Origin of the sequence: Pseudoalteromonas sp. PAR1 (assembly GCF_947311895.1) — a bacterium.
GTDB lineage: Bacteria > Pseudomonadota > Gammaproteobacteria > Enterobacterales > Alteromonadaceae > Pseudoalteromonas > Pseudoalteromonas lipolytica_C.
The window spans coordinates 102,896-121,627 of sequence record NZ_CAMZMY010000012.1; the positions used below are offsets into that span (position 1 = coordinate 102,896).

Genomic DNA, 18,732 nt, shown 5'->3' on the forward strand with positions numbered 1-18,732 from the left:
GTCGGGTATGAATTTATAAAATAGGTGTTTTTAATAAGTTGAGAGTATCAGAAAAAAAACTTAATGCATTGATATTTATAACTTTACTTATATTAAACGCTTTTAAAGAGTAAGCTAAAGATTGTTTTTTAAGCACATTAACTATTAGTCTAATAAATTGTATGAATAGCAGGCAATGAAGTTATTTGCTCGAAGAAAGCAAGCGTCACGCTTGCTTGGCGCGCGAAACAAGATATTAGATACGAGTTACGAGAGTAAAGTTACGAGGAACGAGATGCGAGGCACGAGTCTGTAGCAGCTATTTTACGTCGCGTTTTATCGCGTACCTCCCTTCCCCAAACAATGTCGCGGCATAAAGCCGCTGCTACCTGTAGGCTTCACGCTTGCTTGGCGCGCGAAACAAGGTATTAGATACGAGTTACGAGAGTAAAGATACGAGGGGCGAGCATGTAGCAGCGATTTCACATCGCGTTTTATCTCGCACCTAGCACCTCGTAACTAGCCCCTTTACTCTTGCAACTAGCAGCTTAAAGCTATTTCGTCTTTAATTTATTCAGCTCATCATCTTGCTGTGCAACAAGGGCATTAAGCGTTTGACTACCGTCTCCAGCCTGCGTTGATAACTCTGCTAATTGCGATGCAGCATCTGAGATTAAAGTAAGATTCCTATTAATCTCTTCGGTTACAGAGCTTTGCTCTTCAGCGGCTGTTGCAATATGGGTAATTTGTTGCGTAATTTCGTCTACCTTAACAACCACCTCATGAAGCGCATCAAAGGCAACGGAGGTTTCATCTACCGCGGTTTGTGCACGCACAACACCTTGTTCAATCACTTTAGAAGCGTTGCCTACTTCAAGCTGTAAGCTGTCGATTAGACCGCTGATGTCATCTGTTGATGAACGTGTTTTTGAAGCAAGCGCACGAACTTCGTCGGCGACCACGGCAAATCCACGTCCTTGCTCACCAGCTCTTGCAGCTTCTATAGCAGCATTGAGGGCAAGCAAATTGGTTTGCTCTGCTATCGTTCTGATCACATCTAATATCTGAGTTATGTCATTACTGCGCGCTGCAACCTTTTCGACCGCTTTGTTTGCTTCTTTTATTTCATCTGACATAGTCTTAACTTGTGTTACAGCTGAAGACAAACTTTTTTCACTACTAACCACTAAACTATTTATTTCGTCAGCTTGTTGCGCCGATTGTTCAGAAGCCCTTGCAACCTCAAGTGCTGTTGCACTCATTTCGTTCATTGCGGTCACAACGCTTTCAATTTCTTGAAATTGCGCTTGTACATTATGTTTAGTATCAACAGCAACACTGGTTGCTATGTGGGCTTGCTCCTTGGTTTGCGTCGATACATTTTTAAGCTCACCAATTAAGTCACGCAATTTAGCAAGAAACGCATTAAAACCTGTTGCTAGTGCTATTAATTCAGCATGGGTATCAACATGCAGGGTTTGAGTTAGGTCGCCTTCAGCACTAGCAAGGTTATCAACACGCTGTTGAATTTGTTGTAATGGTGCCACGATGGTGCGGATCACTAAGGTCATGATAACAAAGGCTGCACCAGCAATAATAATACCCGTCACCAAGATTAAGCCGCCTAACGTATTGGCGTTTTCACTCATGCTATTTGCCAGCGCATGAGGGCCCTCAAGAGCAAGCTCAGCTGGTACTTGAATCAATAAGTTCCACTGGGTTTTAGCAAGCTTAATGGTGATTGGGTAATTAACTAAATATTCATCACCGACTTTAAATACACCACTTTGATTTTTAGCTTTAACGTAATTGTCTAAAGTGCTTTTAGCCACTGCCTCTTTTAGCGGTCTGCCTAGCTTATCTTTGTAATGGCTGCTACCAACCACTAAATCAAGTGAGCTTAATAAGGTGACTCGAGCTTTACCGTTATATAGCTCTTTTGACAATTTTTCGGTCATGCTTTGAAATACAGGCAAAGTTAAATCAACACCAGCAACACCAATAAATTCATTATCACGAAGAATTGGCACAGTTAAAGAGGTCATCATTTCTGAATACCCTGGGGTGATTTCGTATAGGTAAGGTTCCATTATGCAGGGTACTTTGGTGTCTTTTACACACAGGTACCACTCAGCTTCTCGCTGACCAAATTCATTAAGTGTATCGACATATTTTTCAGCCGCATCATCTACGACTTGTTGCTCAATGGCGCCATCTCGATTGCGTGTGAAATAGATTTCTAAAGTACCAACACCCGCCACAGAGTGATCATAACCACTAATAAAATTAGCATCACGGCCATCAAACGCATTTGCTTCAAACTGCGAATAAATAGATGAAAGAATGGTATTTTTTTTAAGTAGTGAGCGATTCAACTCAACCACCGCATCGCGAGTTAAAGTACTTGCTGCATCATGATCACCTAAGATTGCGGCAAATGAATAAGGCACTCGATATGCTTCGTTAATAAATCCAGCAACTTGTTCACCATATGCGGCAGCATTGGAGGCTAGTTTGTCTTCAACTTCAGCAACAATCAGCTTTTCTGATTGTGCAGCTAACTGCTGGTTGCTGTTTGACAACTGCCACCATAAAACACTCGATAAAACAAACACAGTAATAAAAATACTGCCTACTGTGAGCCATAATAACTTTTTCGCTAATGCTAACTGCCGCATCGAAATGTCCTGTTTTTATTGTAGGTTTGCTAATAGTTTAGACTATTTAACTAATTTTACAGCCCAAAAAAGGAGTAAAGCATTATTTTTAAGTAATTTATTGAAAATGCTCTGTTCGACAACAGAATTTTGCTAGCATGCAATTGAAATTTATAGCTTTGTTATGATTCGGTTTATTTAGATTAACGGCGTACAAAGCATGACAAACTATTTAATTAAATGGCTTAACATATAGCGAGTAAGCGCTGCTGAGCACTAAAAAGTTGATAAATTGCGTTTCTTTATTACTTGTTCTAAGACAAACAACCGACAAGCTTCTATATTACTAATATGTACATCCCAAATCACAACAGATAAGCAGCTAATTTACAGCGTATTTTGTAACGAGTTAATTATAATAATAAATATCAACAAGCGATGACCATGCAGCAAGACACATTTGATTTTGACCAAATAATTATAGGCTCTGGGTTTGGTGGCTCAGTGAGTGCGCTACGCCTAAGCGAAAAAGGTAACCGGGTTTTAGTACTTGAAAAAGGCCTTCGCCGCGACGATAAAGAATTTCCAAAGACCAACCTAGATATCAAAAATTATATGTGGCAACCAGAAATTGGCTTAAAAGGCTGCATTCAATTTTCGTTTACCAGCAAAGTCACTGTGCTGCATGGTGTGGGTGTTGGCGGTGGCTCACAAATTTATGCCAATGTGCACCTTATTCCTGATGATGAGGTGTTTCAATCTCCAGCTTGGACACGCATAAAATCAGACTGGAAAGAAAGCCTAATGCCCTACTATGGCCTTGCACAGCGCATGTTAGGCAGTGCCAAAAATACCTATACCAATGTTGCCGATCACACCCTTAAAGAGATTGCTGAGCAGATGGGTCAAGGTGACTCGTTCAAAACCGTGAACACCGGGGTGCTTTTTGCAAAGCCCGGCGAAGCCTATAACAAAGAGCTACCCGACCCTTACTTTAACGGCGATGGCCCAAGGCGAAATACCTGCCATTACTGCGGTAGCTGCATGATTGGTTGTCGCCATAATGCCAAAAACACCTTGATGAAAAACTATTTGTACTTTGCCGAGCGCAATGGCGTAGAGATAAGACCAAGCTCTGAAGTAATCAAAATCACCCCGCTTAATGCAGATGGCAGCGCCGGATACAAAATTAAGATTAAAGATACCAGTCATCGCAATAGCCATATTTATACGCTAACAACACGTGGTGTTGTGCTAAGCGCGGGGGTAATGGGCACCGTGCCTTTGCTTTTAAAAATGCGCGATAAAGACAAAACACTACCTAATATTTCAGCTTGGCTGGGTCAGCAAATTCGTACAAATTCAGAAACCCTCACCACCGCGAACAATACCACTAAAAAAGTTGATGATGGCGTTGCGATCAGCTCATTTATTTCGGTCGATAAAGACACCAACATTGAAATTTGCCGGTTTAAGGAAGGTGCCGATGGCACATGGCTATATTTACCTTACGTTCCTATGGTGACTGGAAAAGGCCTCAAGCGTATCGCTAAGTTTTTAGTGAATACACTGCGCCATCCAATAAAAACAGCCAAAGTATTGCGGCCAAAAGGCAAAGCACGCAGCTCGATTCTATTTTTGGTGATGCAAAAATCCGAGGCGTTTATTCACCTTGAATGGCGACGCAAATGGTATCGGTTATTTAAAAGCGGCATTACTGCGGTGCAAAAAGACAATGATGCACCGCTTAGCGTTAGTTTTCCAAAAGCAGAAGAAGCAACCAAACTCTACGCCGAAAAACTCGGTGGTGTGCCAGGCTCTGCTTTAACTGAAGTGCTCTTTGGTGCCCCGATGACGGCGCATATAATGAGTGGAGTCGCCATGGGGACTGATGCCTCTAACGGCGTAGTTGATAGCTCAGGAGAAGTGTTCGGCTATCAAAACCTGCGTGTTATTGACGGCTCAATCATACCGGGTAATTTAGGGGTAAACCCATCATTAACCATTACCGCATTGTCTGAATACGCAATGAGCCAAATACCGGTATTCGATGCAGTCCGAGCCAGTAAGATAAAGCCAATCGAGTTCAGTGAGCCGCGCGAAGGCTCAGTGTCAGCGCTTACTGGCTCAGGCGATTTAGCAAAGTCGATTGCTGAAAAACAAAAAAGCCGTGCATAAAGCACGGCCTAATTTGATCAATAGCAATTAGATAACTGATAGCTCTACAGCAATGTTACCGCGCGTTGCGTTTGAGTAAGGGCATACTTCGTGCGCTTTATTAACAAGTTCAAGAGCGGTGTCTTTATCAAGATCACCCACCGATACCGCAAGCTTAACAGCAATACCAAAACCACCTTCGATAGGACCAATTGATACTTCAGAGTTAATGTGAGTATCTGCTGGTAATTTAATTTTTGCTTGGCCAGCCACTAACTTTAATGCGCCGATAAAACAAGCTGCGTAACCTGCTGCAAATAATTGCTCAGGGTTTGTACCTTGACCATCATCACCACCTAACCCCTTAGGAGTTGATAGTGCCACATCTAAGCGGCCATCATCTGATTTTGCTGTTCCTTCACGGCCGCCTGTTGCTGTTGCTTTTGCTGTGTATGCGACGCTTTGTAGTTCTTTCATGATTACTCTCCTAATTGAGTGAAAATATACTTTGCATGCAAAATATATTAGATCAGCTTTTTCGGGATTGCAAATACTTTGTATGCAAATTAAAATGGTCGTATTGAATTTTGAGGATCGAGTATGAAATACCCACAGCTAAAATTAGATAACCAGCTATGCCATCGCTTATATATGGCATCGAATGGGATTGCCCGTGCGTATCGAGATTCTCTTAATCAATTAGATTTAACCTACCCGCAATACGTCGTGATGATGGCGCTGTGGGAAAAAGATCAGATCAGCATTGCTGAATTACTTGAAAAAACCGCTATTGATGGCGGTGCGATGACGCAAATTTTAAAAAAAATGAGCGACAAAGCATTGCTGTCGATCACCAAAGATAACCAAGATAAACGCAAACGACTCGTACAGCTCGAAGCCAAAGGCAAAGCCATGCAAGATCAAGCCGCCGATGTACCGTCGCAAATTCGTTGTCGCTTCCCAAGCATTAACGAACAACAAGCACTGCAACTGATCGAGTTACTCGATTTAGTAAATAGTGACCTTAATTAACAAAAATTATTTGAAAGTGAATTTGGATTACACCTCTTTTTAATATAATTCTATACGCTATAGTGTTCAAAACTCATCAATACGGACACCATCATGAAAGCATTTGGATACACTACAGCAACCCCAACGTTATCGGACTCATCACTACAAGCGATTGAATTACCTGATCCCGTTGCCACAGGTCACGACATTCTTGTAGCCGTAGAAGCAATTTCAGTAAACCCCGTTGATACTAAAATTCGCGCTAATGTATCACCAGACAATGGCTATAAGGTTATTGGTTGGGACGCTGTGGGAACCGTTAAAGCTGTTGGCGACAAAGTGTCGTTATTTAATGTCGGTGACCGTGTGTTTTATGCTGGCGACTTAACGCGCCAAGGTAGTAATGCTGAGCTGCAACTTGTTGATGAACGCATTGTTGGTCTTGCACCAACAAGCCTAAGTAATAGTGAAGCAGCCGCCCTGCCATTAACCAGTATTACGGCATGGGAGTTACTGTTTGACCGCTTACAGATTGAAAAATCTAAGGACAATAAGCCAGCCTCTGTATTAGTAATAGGTGCCGCAGGTGGTGTAGGCTCAATTTTAGTGCAACTTGCCAAACAGCTTACCAATTTAACAGTAGTTGGTACCGCCGCACGAGAAGAAAGCGCCAACTGGCTTAAAGACTTAGGTGTTGATCATGTGCTTGATCATAGCAAAAACCTTAACGAGCAGCGTCTTGCGGCCGACTTGAATGAATTTGATTACGTAGTGAGCTTAACGCACACCGACCAACATCTAGATAGCATTATGGAAGTGATCAAGCCACAAGGTAAATTGGCACTGATCGACGACCCTGCAAGCTTTGATATTTTAAAGTTAAAGCGTAAAAGTATTTCGTTGCATTGGGAATTTATGTATACCCGCTCAATGTTCCAAACCGATGATATGATTGCCCAGCATCAGCTTCTTTCTGAGCTCTCAACCTTAGTTGATAACGGCACAATCAAAACAACATTGGGTGAGCATTTAGGTAAGATAAACGTAGCAAACCTTATTAAAGCCCATGGGATTTTAGAATCTCATAAAGCTCGCGGAAAACTTGTGTTGGAAGGGTTTGAGTAACGAGGAATAAGTTGCGAGGTGCGAGATACGAGAGTAAAGAAGCGAGGTGCGAGGCACGCGCATGTAGCAGATGTATGGACTCCTCCCCATTAACGGGAGAGTACGGTATAAAGAAATTGCAAAACAACTTTTACCAATTAAGGAGTCCATACATGACACAGTCTAATTTAATTGCTATTGATTTAGCAAAAAATATTTTCCAAGTTGCGCAGTTTCAAGGCAGTAAACTTAAATCTAATAAACAAGCTAGCCGCAAAGCATTGCTTGAGTTCTTAGTTAAAGCTAAACCGTCCGTTGTTGCTATGGAAGCATGCGCAAGCGCTCAATATTTTGCACGCACAGCACAATCTTTTGGTCATAAAGTTATGTTGCTTGACCCGTTATTTGTTAAAGCATTTAGGCAAGGCCAAAAAACAGATGCAAACGATGCTATTGCGATAGCCATTGCTAGTAAATTTCCTAATGTCCGTCCCTTTAAAATTCTCTCTATCGAAGAGCAAGCATTGCAATCTCTTAGTAAGGTTCGGGCGCTAGCAGATAAGCAAAAGATTCAATTATCAAACCAAATACGTGGGTTACTCCTTGAGTTTGGTATTGTGATTAACCAAAGTGAGGCCGCATTTAAAGCAGCCATACCCGATATTTTAGAAGATGCAGAAAACACGCTGCCATTAGAACTAAAACATGCGCTTGCGCTGACTTACGCTCTTTATCAACAGCAGTGTGACAACAAGGTAGAGCTGCAAAAACAAATCGAGCGCATTGTAAAACAAAATGATAGCTGTCAACGCTTAATGGCACTCGAAGGAGTCGGCCCAATCACTGCTATCGAGCTTTTGTCTTTTTTAGGTGACACAACACAGTTTAGCAATGGAAGGAGTGCAGCTGCGTGTGCAGGAGTGACACCGCTGCAGCATTCGACAGGCGGTAAAGCAAAGATAGGCCGTATACCTAAAAGACGAGGTGGAGCATTAAGGCGAAATCTATTTTTAGGCGCTCGCTCGATAGTGAGTAAATTAAAAAACAGAGAGCCCTCGACTGAAAAAGAACGATGGATAAAAAACCTTCTAGTAAGAAAAGGGGTTAAGTGCGCGGCGATTGCATTAGCAAACAAAACAATGAGAACCGCCTATGCCTTACTAAAAAATGGAACGAATTATGAGCCAACAGCACTGATAGTATAGAGTAAAAAAATAAAAGAGCAGTAAGCAGAAGAATTGAACAAGCCAAGATAGAGCATTAAGAGGTGAGACCGACCCTTGATAGCCTGAAAAATCGCTAGCGTACTAAGATACCGTGTAGCAGATAAGGCACAAGGGCGCGAAAACATCGAAGTGGCCGAGGTAGCGCCTCATCAGAGCCCGTATATAAGTACGCAATCACATCAGCTTAATGTAAAAAAGGCTTGTGCAATCGGAGGAGTCCATATAAGCGATTTTACATCGCGTTTTATTCTCGTATCCTCCTACCTCAACCATGTCGCGGCATAAAGCCGCTGCTCCCCGTAGGCGTCACGCTTGCTTGGCGCGCGAAACAAAAAGTTAAGATTCAAGTTACGAGATACGGAGGTGCGAGCATGTAGCAGCGATTTCACATCGCGTTTTTCCTCACTCAACAATAATAACACGCATCATTAAAGTGCATTACAGTACTTACCTTTCACTATTTTAGTGCCTAATATCAGGAACGCCCTTACCGCCGAATATTAACCAATTGATTTTTAATACATTTAAATTTAATGACGGTTTGGCACAGATCTTCCAATAGTGAGTATGAACTGGCACTAACAAGGAGACTAACGTGACTAACTTCTTTCACACTCTTTATCTACTTTGGCGATTAGACATCAGCACATGGCAAATGCATGAAGCAAACGATCCGCATAATACTGCAGATTTGGAGCGTCGCTATGTTAAATAATGATCCCGCATTTATTGAAGCGCTTAAAAAAATTTCGGTTCATCAACTAACAATTACCGAAGCGTCGGCGCAGTACGACATTCCTAAGCGTGTGTTATACAAAGCTGCACGACAGCAACAAGTTAAACAGAACAAGCAAAAGGCGTATTTAATTGCTACCCAGAAGCGTTTGCAGCAAAGCTTACGCAATGTAGAAATGGAGTTAGCTAGCTTCAGCTAAATAATTTCTGTATGGTTAAAATTTACGCACAACAATGATGGAATAAGTATGCACGCAGTAGAAGTAAACTTTGATGGCTTAGTGGGGCCTACTCACAATTACGCGGGATTATCGTATGGCAATGTCGCTTCACTAAGTCACGCCTCTTCGCATTCAAACCCCAAAGAGGCCGTGCTACAAGGCCTTGAAAAAATGAAGGCGATGCACGAATTAGGTCTAGAGCAAGGTATTTTTGCTCCTCATGCTCGCCCCGACATTAATGTGCTAAAACGCCTAGGCTTTACAGGCAGCGATAAGCAAATTATCGAAAAAGCATTTAAGGCAGATCCGGTACTATTAAGAGCATGTTACAGTGCATCAGCAATGTGGACAGCCAATGCAGGAACAATTTCACCTTCTGCCGATACTCTTGATGGCAAAGTGCACTTTACGGCTGCTAACTTAAATAACAAATTTCACCGCTCACTAGAGCCCGTGACAACTACGGCATTGTTAAAAGCCATGTTTAACGACGAGCGTTATTTTAGCCATCATACTCACTTACCAGATCAAGGCTTTTTTGGTGATGAAGGCGCAGCAAACCATAATCGCCTATGCGACAGTCATGCTGATACAGGGCTTGAGCTTTTTATATATGGTGCAAGTAGTTTTAATAGTGCCTTACCAAAGCCTGTTAAATTTCCTGCAAGACAATCTCTTGAAGCTTCGCAAGCAATTGCCCGCTTACATCAACTAAAACCAGAAAATCAGTTATTTATTCAACAGAACCCTGATGTAATAGACCAAGGTGTATTCCATAACGATGTAATTGCGGTGGCTAATGGCAATGTACTTTTGTGTCATGAACAAGCATTTTTGAACCAGCCCAGTGCGCTTAAGCAAATTAAACAGGCTTACCTTGGCAATAAACCACTGCATATTATTGAGGTGCCAACCAATAAAGTAAGTATCACAGATGCCGTGAGCAGCTATTTGTTTAATAGTCAGTTGATCACTTTGGCTGATGGCAATATGTTACTTGTTGCACCAAAAGAATGTCAGCGTAATCAAGCGGTACACGACTATATTCAAGAAATGGTTTTAGCGGATAATCCAGTTCAACAAGTACGCTTTTTTGATTTACGCCAAAGTATGCAAAATGGCGGTGGCCCTGCTTGTTTACGCTTGCGTGTTGCACTCAATACTGACGAACTAGCCGCGGTCAATCCGGGTGTACGATTCAGCGAAGAAAAATATACCCAATTAGTAAGTTGGGCGAATAAGCATTACCGCGACTCTTTAAGTAGTGATGACTTTGCTGATCCACTACTTTTAACCGAAAGCTATCAGGCACTTGATGAGTTAACCAGCTTACTTAACTTAGGCTCTGTGTATCCATTCCAACAAGAATAATTAATGAAAATTAAAGCAGTTCACTCTATTAAAGGGGTGTCTAAATCACTCAATAGTTTACTGATTGATAGCGTTGCCAGTGGCGCATCAATTGGCTTTCTTGCCCCTTTATCATTAAAGTCAGCCCAAGACTATTGGCAAGGGGTCGATGCCGATTTAACGACCCCTTTCCGTAGGCTTTACCTTGCCCTTGATGGTGATACGGTGATTGGCTCAGTGCAGCTTTCTTTGTGTGCCAAAACCAATGGTGCTCATCGTGGCGAAGTAGAAAAGCTAATGGTACATAGCGAACATCAAGGTAAAGGCATCGCAAAGCAGCTAATCTCCAATCTAGAAAGCGATGCCTATACTCTAGGCATTAAGTTACTGGTACTTGATACTCGCCAGGGTGATACCGCCTCTTATCTCTATCGTAAACTTAATTATTTAGAGGCAGGCACAATCCCAGACTTTGCGAAAAGCTCAACAGGCGAGCTTGATGCTACCGTGTACTTTTATAAGCAGCTTACGTAAATCGCATAATAGACCTTTTCATATAACCATAAAGTCGACTAATAAAATTTTTTAATACCACTAAAATAGTATTGCGAATTTCTATTAGGAGCGATAAATGGCGCTATCAATAAAGGAACGGGTACTTTTTTTAGCCTTACTTCCCCCTTTGCTCATTGCGATTATGCTGACACTCTACAATTATGTGCAATCAAAACAAAGTGGCGCACAAACAGTAGAAAGTTTTGCTACACAAATGGAAAGCGATCGTAAATCTGAAGTCAGCAATTACCAAAAAATTGCCATGAGTTCAATTGCTCATCTAATAGCTCAAGATAATGGCTCTAATACTGAGGAGCTACAAGATAAGGCAAAAAGCATTTTACGTAACTTACGCTTTGATGATGCTGGTGATACAGGTTATGTATTTGTCTATGACGTTGAAGGCGTCAACGTTGCTCATGGCGTTAACGCCTCACTTGAGGGCAAAAACCTTTATGATTTTAAAGATCCTAATGGGGTTTATTTGATACGAGAGCTCATTAATGCCGCAAAAAGAGACGGTGGCTATGTACAGTATTCTTGGAAAAATACCAATGGTAGTGTGAACCCTAAACTCGGTTATGCCGCTTTAGTACCTAAATGGAATTGGGTACTAGGAACGGGTTTTTGGATCAGTGGCCTTGAACAACAAGTTGCAATGACAGAACAACGAGTTAATGAAGGTATCGATAATGCCTTTATAAACACAGTTATCGCTTCAGTATTCGCAGTAGCAATTACCGCAGCTATTGCAATGGTGGTATCGCGCAGTATTACCAACCCTCTTCACACAACCGTGCTAGCAATGAACGATATATCACAAGGTGATGGTGATTTAACCCAACGATTAATGGTTAAACGAGACGATGAGCTCGGCAAACTTGGCAGTTCATTTAACCGCTTTGCTGATGACGTGGGTAAAATGGTTATTGATATTCGCCAATCATCGCAATCGATGAATCAAGCGTCACATAAACTCAACGAGCTTCTTGCCAATATGCATGCTGGTATTAATCGTCAACATGAAGAAAGTGAGCAAGTTGCAACGGCAATAAACGAAATGTCGGCGGCGTCAATGGAAGTCGCACGAAGCGCTCAAGAAGCATCAACTGCAGCAGAACATGCCGATCACCTAGTAAAACAGGCTAATAACCAGTTACTTATCGCTATCAAAGTAATTAACGGCCTTGCTAAGCAAGTTGATGAAGGTGCCAATGCCGTTGATCAGCTAAATCAGCAATCTAGCCAAATTGGCAGTGTACTTGATGTGATCCGAAACATTGCAGAGCAAACTAATTTACTGGCACTTAATGCAGCAATTGAATCGGCACGTGCTGGCGAAGCTGGCCGAGGCTTTGCGGTGGTGGCTGATGAAGTGCGTACCCTTGCCAAGCGAACTCAAGATAGTACCCACGAAATAGAGGCAATGATTGAGCAGGTTCAACAAGGAACAACAACTGTAAACAGCATTATGCAATCAATAAAATCAGGAAGTGCAACCAGTGTGAACGAAGCAAGCGAAGTCGAAAAAGCGCTCAATGAAGTACTGCTTTCGGTTAATACCATCACCTCGCAGAATGCACAAATTGCCACTGCCGCTGAAGAGCAAACTTCAGTTTCAGAAGCGATTAATCAAAACATGACCACTATTGTTGATATTGCCAACAAGACTGCTAATGATACCGATGTTGCGACCTCATATATGGATGAATTAAATAACACCGCAACGCAGTTAGAACAGAATGTAAGTCGATATAAAACTTAAATATTTAACGATTGTTAAGCAGGTAAAATAACCTGCTTAACAAAAATCATTGGTTTTTTGTAACGTTTTTAGCCAGTCAAATAAGTCGTTATCATAGCGTTTTAGTCGCTGTTGGTGCTTATCATTTAGACTATAAAAAGGTGCAATACATATACGCTTCTCAGCCATAACTATCACAGTACGAATGCCTAACACTGAATAGTGATGAATCGACTGTACTTTTTTTGCATCCATTTGACGGCATTGTCCTAGTAAATTACGGTAATGCACACCATGGCGGCACACAGTAAAATTACGTTTAGAATTAACAACTAACAAACCTAATAACAGCGAAATGCCGCAAACTAAAAAACTAAAAATAAAACTACTCACTTCTGCTTTGCTATTAATAAAACCCACCAATAAAAGCATGTTAAGTGCACTTAACAGTGCAAAGCTCCTAGATTCATAGCGTTTCTCTAAATCGATGACTGTCATTCTTGTTCCTAAGATTTTATTTTTTGCCATGTTGACAACAAAATGTGGAAGAAAAATGGATTTGTTCATTATTGAGATTTTATTTGCCAGTTTTTATTAAACCGCCTTTCACTAGCTTTTAAAAAGGTACAAACGCGCGAATCTTAACTCAGTTAAAGCAATTCAACTTACATTAAGTTTTGGTGACTAGACTATTAATAAATTTTTAGAACACAAGGGAAGAAACAATGAACTTCAAAACTACATTACTTAGCAGCGCCGTTTTATTTGCACTTGTTGGTTGTGGCTCAGACAACGACAAAAAAGAAACTGTAGATCCGCAGCCACAAACTGCGCAATTCACGCTTGGAGTTTCTGACGCACCAGTAACAGGCTTAAAAGCTGTGAATGTTGTGTTCGATTCAATCACGCTTAAAAGCCAAGGTGGTGAAGAGTTCACTTTCGAAACTCGTGAGCAAGATGATGAAACCATGCCTGAAATGGTTAACTTACTAGATTACACAGGTGATGACATTTTCTCATTATTAGAAGATGAAGAAGTGCCAGCGGGTGATTATCAATGGATCCGTGCCGATGTTATTAATGGCGATACAAACGATTTAACTATGACATCGCATGTTGTGTATGAGGATGACAGCATTGCACCACTTGTTGTTAAACGTAAAGGCAACGATGGTATTGGTGAAATCCAACTTGATGGCTTCACACTTAACCAAGCTGGTAATGATTTTGTTCTTGAGTTTGACCTTAAAAAGTCATTAGTTGACCCACAAAATAGCGACGAGATCTTCTTAAAACCTCGCGGTGTGAGATTAGAAAACTTAGCTGAATCGCAAGACATTGAAGGCACGGTAAGCGAAGAGCTAATCGCATTTTGTGAAACAGATAACATAGACATTGCAATGACTGATGGCTCGTTTGGTCACGCTGTTTATCTATACAACAGCGATATAGAAATGCCAATGGACAACTACGAAGTAAGCGAAGACGACACGCCCGCTGATGCACCACTTGCAACCGCTAACGTTGTTTTCGATAACGAAGATAACCAATACGAATTTGAACTTGCGTTTGTAAAACCAGGTGACTACCAACTAGCTTACACCTGTGCAGCACATATTGATGATGCCGAAACTCAAGACGAAGCATTTAATCTTTATCAAGTTAAACCAATTACAGTCACAGCAGGTGAAGATTTAGACGTATCTTTTACTGTTTCTGAATAAAGTTATTATAACTTTCTTACCAGCATAGCCTCCCCTTGAAGCTATGCTGGTTTTCTCGTTGTTACTATATGAATATGTTAATATTATAAGCCTTACCTAAACAGCCTAGGCTTTGTTATGACATCGCGTATTCTAAAATCGATTTTTTACTCATCTTTTCTATTAGGTTCTGCCGTATTTTTGCAAGGCTGCCAAGAACAACCTCAATCTGATCATATCGCCGTCACTGGTGGGCTTATTCAAGGGCAGCATCAAGGGCGATTTATTGCGTATAAAGGCATTCCCTATGCAGCAGCTCCAGTGGGAGAGTTACGCTGGCGAGCACCGCAACCTGTGCCAAAGTGGCAAGATGTAAAGGTACTGAGCGATTACGCCCCAGACTGCATGCAAAAGCCGTTTGCAGCAGATGCTGCACCGCTTACAACAACTCCTTCGGAAGACTGCCTTTATCTAAATGTATTTAAACCGACTAAACACAGCGATACACCTTACCCTGTAGTCTTCTGGATACACGGCGGTGGCTTTGTAAATGGCGGCGCATCACCCGCTGTTTACTCAGGTGAAAGCTTTGCTAAACAAGGGATTATTTTTGTTAGCTTTAATTATCGATTAGGCCGATTTGGCTTTTTTGCTCACCCTGCACTTGCTCGTTTTGAAAACGATGCATTGGGTAACTACGCATTAATGGATCAAATTGCGGCTCTTGAGTGGGTGAAACAGAATATTGCTCAATTTGGTGGTGATGCTTCAAAAGTGACACTGATGGGAGAATCTGCTGGCGGTGCATCGGTACACGCGATGATGCAAACTCCTGCAGCAAATAACTTATTTCAACAAGCGATTATTATGTCTGCTGGCGGGCGAGAGTTATTTAACGAGTTGCCACTTTATAGCAATGACGACTCAGCATTAAGCGCCGAAAAAATTGGTGAAAACTTTGCCAAGCAACACACTATCTTAGGTAGTGATAAGAATGCGCTGGCGGCACTACGTGAATTATCTGCTGAAGAAGTCGTTGGAAACCTCAACCTAAGTACATTAAACAAACAAAGTACTAATGAGTCTACTTACGTAGGTGGGCCAATCATTGATGGCATCATCATAAATGCTTCAACTGAAGCACGCTTGAGTAAAGGCACATTTAGCCATGTTGCTACCATGGTCGGCACAACTGATATGGATTTAGGCTTTGCAAACTTTTCTTCAAAAGAGGCGCTATTTGAAAGCTTTGCTCCTCACTCGATACAAGCCAAAATGGCTTACGATGCACAAGGCGACACCCCACTGCCAATAATTAATTACCAAGTCGGACAGGATGCTTTAATGCAAGAGCCAGCAAGGTTCGTTGCAAAGCGTGTGACAGATATGGGTAATGATGCCTTCTTGTATCGTTTTGGTTATGTAGCGCAAACCTTAGATAAACCCGGTGCTGAACACGCCAGCGAGATTCCGTATTTTTTTAATACTGTGGCAGCGAAATATGGCCATGTTACCACTGAGCAGGATAAGCAAGCTGCTAAAATAATGCACCGTTATGTGACTAATTTTATTAAATTAGGCACCCCCAATGGCCCCGGCCTACCAACATGGCAAGCTTATAAAAATGATGAGTCTTTTATTCTGCAAATGAGTAAATCAGGGACTGCAGAATTTTTACCAGACCCCTTACAAGCGCGGTTAAACATCACAGCAATAAAAGCTGAACAGCAATAATGAAATAAGGCGCTAAATTAAGCGCCTTATTTTTACCCCTGCTGCTGGATATATTCAAGCGCAGTCATTTTTTGGTATGTCACATTAGGATGAAATACATGGGTAGGTTCGGGGTCAACTACTTCAATGGGTATGCCCTGGCTGCGTGCTATATCGAGTGCCATTTGCGTAATATTGACGCTAAAAGAGGTGCCTATAAACACAATTTTATCGGCATCGAGCATACGCTGTTGCGCCTCAGAAATTCGATAAAGTTCAGTGTAGTACTCATCAAATAACAACACGTAAGGCTTAAACGATTCGTTTAGCTTGGGGCTTTCATTATTGATATTGAACACCTCAAGCAATGAGTTGTGTAGGTTGTCTTCGTTAACTTTATCCCACGGCGCATTGAAGGCCATCACATCATCACCTTGATGGTGAAACAGTGTCATTTGATCCAAACGACCATGAATAGCAATATAATCCGTGTTACCGGCTTTGCCATCGAGGCCATCAATATTTTGTGTAATAAGGTTTTTATCGCTCAACCAATGATGCACCTCATTGGGCCCATGGTGTCGATACGTTGCAAAGCGATGATAATACCAAGCTAAAAATTCTCGCGGATTGTTTTCGTACATGGCGCGGGTTGCCATTTCCATCGGCGTATAATTTTTACTGCCTATGGTCCAAAATCCATCTTCGCCACGAAAGGTCGGTATACCGCTTGCGGCACTGACTCCGGCACCTGTGATATAAAGTGTATTCATAGTGATAATTCGACCTTATAGCCAAGTGCATCGGCAGTCACTTGTTGATTATTGTCCATACCACCAATACGGTACAAACTACCTTGATGCTCTAATAAACCACGATGATCCATACTTGCAGTTTTAGCTTTTGGCATCATTTGCCAATTGTTTTTATCAATATCAAAACGCCAAACATGATTACTCGCCGGTGCTGGCTTCCCGTTGTATCCGATGCCATTGTAATTATATGGGTTTGCAGAACCGCCCAACATATAGATATCACCATTAAAACTAGTTGCAGCCATACGATAGTGGGCAACACCTGTTGGATGTGGCACGGTACGCCAATCTATTTTTAATGGATTATTAGCATCAATAGTGCCTTTTAAACACTGTGCAACCGCAGCAAAAGAACGACGTTTATCTGCATTGGCCTGCGTTTTTACACCATCACACACTAAAATTGTGTTGCCACTAATTGCCGCTGCTTGGCCAAATACTGGCTGGCCTAAAAATGGCGAAGCCTGTTGCCAAGTATCTGTTTTGGTGTCATAAACTTGTACTAAGTTAACATTACCATCGTTATGCCAACCACTGACTAAATAGATGTAACGTTGTTGGTATGAAAGCGCCACACTGTCATCAACAGGCACGGGCATATTGGCGAGTTGCGTGTAAGAATTCGTAAGTACATCGTAGCGATATACATCAGGGGTAGAAATTTCTTGATGATCCGCACTTACAGTATAGCCACCAAATACATAGGCGTGTTTACCAACACCCACTGCGGTGCTCGCTAAACGTCCAACAAGAGGCTGGCTACTCGGTACCGCTTTTGCTGTTCGCCATGCCGACTCACCAACTTTGAGTACCCATACTTTATTGTGAATATCATGGTGTGCTTTCCCTTTTCCTATTCCCATAAAACTTAAGAAATAAGCTTGTTCATTTACAACAACTTTAGCGACAGCATTATTTGCAACTGCTTCGGGTAAGGCAGGAATTGTTGCAAGCGCAACAGAAAATAATAGGCTCATATCATGATAAAATCAGCTAAAAAACATCGCATAAGAATACCATTTTATGAGCCTGAGAAAAGTATCAATAAGCGATACTTATACGTTGATTTAAATGCGCTGCAGACTGCGCTTCATCAAGCATTGCTTTCGCATAATCGGTTACTGATATTTTGCTTTCGCCGTTGGCATCAGTAAAGAAGCTATCACCACCAACGCGGTACGGGCCTTCTGACTCACCGGGATAAATAACCGCAGCTGGTGATACAAACGTCCATGGCGTATCTGTTGTTGACGCTTTAAATACTTCAAGCGCTTCGCCTTGAGCGATTGCTTCTGCTTTGTATTCAGCAGGAAAATCAGGGCTTGATACAAGCGTTACACCCGGTGCAACTTCTAAGCTACCTGCACCACCCACCCATAAAATACGCGTGCCAGTACCGGCAAATGCATTCAGCAATTGCTGTGCTGTGTTTGCAACAATTTCATGGTTACCTAAAGCACGCCCACCAATTGCCGCAATAACAACATCACTACCTGCAGCAGCACTTGCAATATCGTCTTTTGTTAAATCAAATTCAGTCACAGTAACATTATCTTGCGTTACTTTACTTACGTCTCTTACTAGCGCATTAACTTGATGACCACGTGCTAATGCTTCTGATGTAATGTGGCTGCCAATCCAACCTGTTGCGCCAATAACTGCTAATTTCATGAGGAATTCTCCGTTGTTTGTTTCAATGATGGCAGTTTACTTGTTCACTATTTACTGATAAATACACTATATAGATACACATTGTTTC

16 protein-coding genes are annotated in these 18,732 nt (G+C 41.8%); 10 read left to right on the top strand and 6 right to left on the bottom strand.

The features are described from left to right. Window positions 1-533 precede the first annotated feature (533 nt). Window positions 534-2,657, bottom strand: a complete 2,124-nt coding sequence (locus QL229_RS11910; RefSeq protein WP_138558221.1) for a methyl-accepting chemotaxis protein — start codon at window positions 2,655-2,657, stop codon at window positions 534-536. A 423-nt stretch (window positions 2,658-3,080) separates the two neighbouring features. Between QL229_RS11910 and QL229_RS11915 the strand changes: the two genes are divergently transcribed. Continuing rightward, complete coding sequence (locus QL229_RS11915) at window positions 3,081-4,814, top strand: GMC family oxidoreductase (RefSeq protein WP_138558222.1); 1,734 nt, start codon at window positions 3,081-3,083, stop codon at window positions 4,812-4,814. 27 nt (window positions 4,815-4,841) lie between these two features. On the opposite strand, the gene QL229_RS11920 is transcribed toward QL229_RS11915, so the two are convergent. Further along, window positions 4,842-5,270 carry an organic hydroperoxide resistance protein gene (locus tag QL229_RS11920; protein WP_135926832.1) on the bottom strand — a complete coding sequence of 143 codons (429 nt, stop codon included), beginning with the start codon at window positions 5,268-5,270 and terminating at the stop codon, window positions 4,842-4,844. Window positions 5,271-5,393: 123 nt separating this feature from the next. Between QL229_RS11920 and QL229_RS11925 the strand changes: the two genes are divergently transcribed. The 7 genes from QL229_RS11925 (at window position 5,394) to QL229_RS11955 (ending at window position 12,763) form a co-directional block, all read left to right on the top strand. Further along, on the top strand, window positions 5,394-5,825 hold the full coding sequence (locus QL229_RS11925) for a MarR family transcriptional regulator (RefSeq protein WP_138558223.1): 432 nt from the start codon (window positions 5,394-5,396) through the stop codon (window positions 5,823-5,825). A 93-nt stretch (window positions 5,826-5,918) separates the two neighbouring features. Then, window positions 5,919-6,932: a zinc-binding alcohol dehydrogenase family protein gene (locus QL229_RS11930; protein WP_138558224.1), complete on the top strand. Its 1,014-nt coding sequence runs from the start codon at window positions 5,919-5,921 to the stop codon at window positions 6,930-6,932. 152 nt (window positions 6,933-7,084) lie between these two features. Continuing rightward, window positions 7,085-8,116: an IS110 family transposase gene (locus tag QL229_RS11935; RefSeq protein WP_171040442.1), complete on the top strand. Its 1,032-nt coding sequence runs from the start codon at window positions 7,085-7,087 to the stop codon at window positions 8,114-8,116. Between the two features lie 725 nt (window positions 8,117-8,841). Continuing rightward, on the top strand, window positions 8,842-9,072 hold the full coding sequence (locus tag QL229_RS11940) for a helix-turn-helix domain-containing protein (RefSeq protein WP_168246765.1): 231 nt from the start codon (window positions 8,842-8,844) through the stop codon (window positions 9,070-9,072). Window positions 9,073-9,120: 48 nt separating this feature from the next. Then, window positions 9,121-10,464 (top strand): N-succinylarginine dihydrolase, encoded by a 1,344-nt coding sequence (gene astB / locus QL229_RS11945; protein WP_138558226.1) that lies wholly within the window; start codon window positions 9,121-9,123, stop codon window positions 10,462-10,464. A gap of 3 nt (window positions 10,465-10,467) precedes the next feature. Continuing rightward, window positions 10,468-10,977, top strand: coding sequence for a GNAT family N-acetyltransferase (locus QL229_RS11950; RefSeq protein ID WP_138558227.1), 510 nt, complete (start codon window positions 10,468-10,470; stop codon window positions 10,975-10,977). Between the two features lie 97 nt (window positions 10,978-11,074). After that, on the top strand, window positions 11,075-12,763 hold the full coding sequence (locus tag QL229_RS11955) for a methyl-accepting chemotaxis protein (RefSeq protein ID WP_138558228.1): 1,689 nt from the start codon (window positions 11,075-11,077) through the stop codon (window positions 12,761-12,763). Window positions 12,764-12,799: 36 nt separating this feature from the next. On the opposite strand, the gene QL229_RS11960 is transcribed toward QL229_RS11955, so the two are convergent. Continuing rightward, window positions 12,800-13,240: a hypothetical protein gene (locus tag QL229_RS11960; protein ID WP_138558229.1), complete on the bottom strand. Its 441-nt coding sequence runs from the start codon at window positions 13,238-13,240 to the stop codon at window positions 12,800-12,802. A gap of 227 nt (window positions 13,241-13,467) precedes the next feature. On the opposite strand from QL229_RS11960, the gene QL229_RS11965 reads away from it, so the two are divergent. After that, window positions 13,468-14,466 carry a DUF4382 domain-containing protein gene (locus QL229_RS11965; RefSeq protein WP_138558230.1) on the top strand — a complete coding sequence of 333 codons (999 nt, stop codon included), beginning with the start codon at window positions 13,468-13,470 and terminating at the stop codon, window positions 14,464-14,466. Between the two features lie 117 nt (window positions 14,467-14,583). Next, on the top strand, window positions 14,584-16,179 hold the full coding sequence (locus tag QL229_RS11970) for a carboxylesterase family protein (protein WP_138558231.1): 1,596 nt from the start codon (window positions 14,584-14,586) through the stop codon (window positions 16,177-16,179). Window positions 16,180-16,211: 32 nt separating this feature from the next. Here QL229_RS11970 and QL229_RS11975 read toward each other — a convergent pair whose 3' ends face one another. The 3 genes from QL229_RS11975 to QL229_RS11985 form a co-directional block, all read right to left on the bottom strand. Then, a complete protein-coding gene (locus tag QL229_RS11975; RefSeq protein ID WP_135926822.1) occupies window positions 16,212-16,931 on the bottom strand; it encodes a Sir2 family NAD-dependent protein deacetylase in 720 nt (239 codons plus the stop codon). Beyond that, the gene (locus QL229_RS11980) at window positions 16,928-17,950 is read right to left on the bottom strand and encodes a kelch repeat-containing protein (protein WP_135926821.1); all 1,023 of its coding nucleotides are present in this window, start codon (window positions 17,948-17,950) and stop codon (window positions 16,928-16,930) included. Before QL229_RS11980 ends, QL229_RS11975 begins: the two co-directional genes overlap by 4 nt. A 64-nt stretch (window positions 17,951-18,014) precedes the next feature. Continuing rightward, window positions 18,015-18,644 carry an NAD(P)-dependent oxidoreductase gene (locus QL229_RS11985; RefSeq protein WP_138558232.1) on the bottom strand — a complete coding sequence of 210 codons (630 nt, stop codon included), beginning with the start codon at window positions 18,642-18,644 and terminating at the stop codon, window positions 18,015-18,017. Window positions 18,645-18,732: the final 88 nt, after the last annotated feature.

What these genes read in the sequence shown, in the direction of transcription:
- QL229_RS11980 (WP_135926821.1), bottom strand. Translation starts at nt 17,950, where the DNA reads ATGAGCCTATTATTTTCTGTTGCGCTTGCAACAATTCCTGCCTTACCC.
- QL229_RS11955 (WP_138558228.1), top strand. Translation starts at nt 11,075, where the DNA reads ATGGCGCTATCAATAAAGGAACGGGTACTTTTTTTAGCCTTACTTCCC.
- QL229_RS11985 (WP_138558232.1), bottom strand. Translation starts at nt 18,644, where the DNA reads ATGAAATTAGCAGTTATTGGCGCAACAGGTTGGATTGGCAGCCACATT.
- QL229_RS11915 (WP_138558222.1), top strand. Translation starts at nt 3,081, where the DNA reads ATGCAGCAAGACACATTTGATTTTGACCAAATAATTATAGGCTCTGGG.
- QL229_RS11950 (WP_138558227.1), top strand. Translation starts at nt 10,468, where the DNA reads ATGAAAATTAAAGCAGTTCACTCTATTAAAGGGGTGTCTAAATCACTC.
- QL229_RS11910 (WP_138558221.1), bottom strand. Translation starts at nt 2,657, where the DNA reads ATGCGGCAGTTAGCATTAGCGAAAAAGTTATTATGGCTCACAGTAGGC.
- QL229_RS11920 (WP_135926832.1), bottom strand. Translation starts at nt 5,270, where the DNA reads ATGAAAGAACTACAAAGCGTCGCATACACAGCAAAAGCAACAGCAACA.
- QL229_RS11960 (WP_138558229.1), bottom strand. Translation starts at nt 13,240, where the DNA reads ATGACAGTCATCGATTTAGAGAAACGCTATGAATCTAGGAGCTTTGCA.
- astB (WP_138558226.1), top strand. Translation starts at nt 9,121, where the DNA reads ATGCACGCAGTAGAAGTAAACTTTGATGGCTTAGTGGGGCCTACTCAC.
- QL229_RS11930 (WP_138558224.1), top strand. Translation starts at nt 5,919, where the DNA reads ATGAAAGCATTTGGATACACTACAGCAACCCCAACGTTATCGGACTCA.
- QL229_RS11935 (WP_171040442.1), top strand. Translation starts at nt 7,085, where the DNA reads ATGACACAGTCTAATTTAATTGCTATTGATTTAGCAAAAAATATTTTC.
- QL229_RS11970 (WP_138558231.1), top strand. Translation starts at nt 14,584, where the DNA reads ATGACATCGCGTATTCTAAAATCGATTTTTTACTCATCTTTTCTATTA.
- QL229_RS11940 (WP_168246765.1), top strand. Translation starts at nt 8,842, where the DNA reads ATGTTAAATAATGATCCCGCATTTATTGAAGCGCTTAAAAAAATTTCG.
- QL229_RS11975 (WP_135926822.1), bottom strand. Translation starts at nt 16,931, where the DNA reads ATGAATACACTTTATATCACAGGTGCCGGAGTCAGTGCCGCAAGCGGT.
- QL229_RS11965 (WP_138558230.1), top strand. Translation starts at nt 13,468, where the DNA reads ATGAACTTCAAAACTACATTACTTAGCAGCGCCGTTTTATTTGCACTT.
- QL229_RS11925 (WP_138558223.1), top strand. Translation starts at nt 5,394, where the DNA reads ATGAAATACCCACAGCTAAAATTAGATAACCAGCTATGCCATCGCTTA.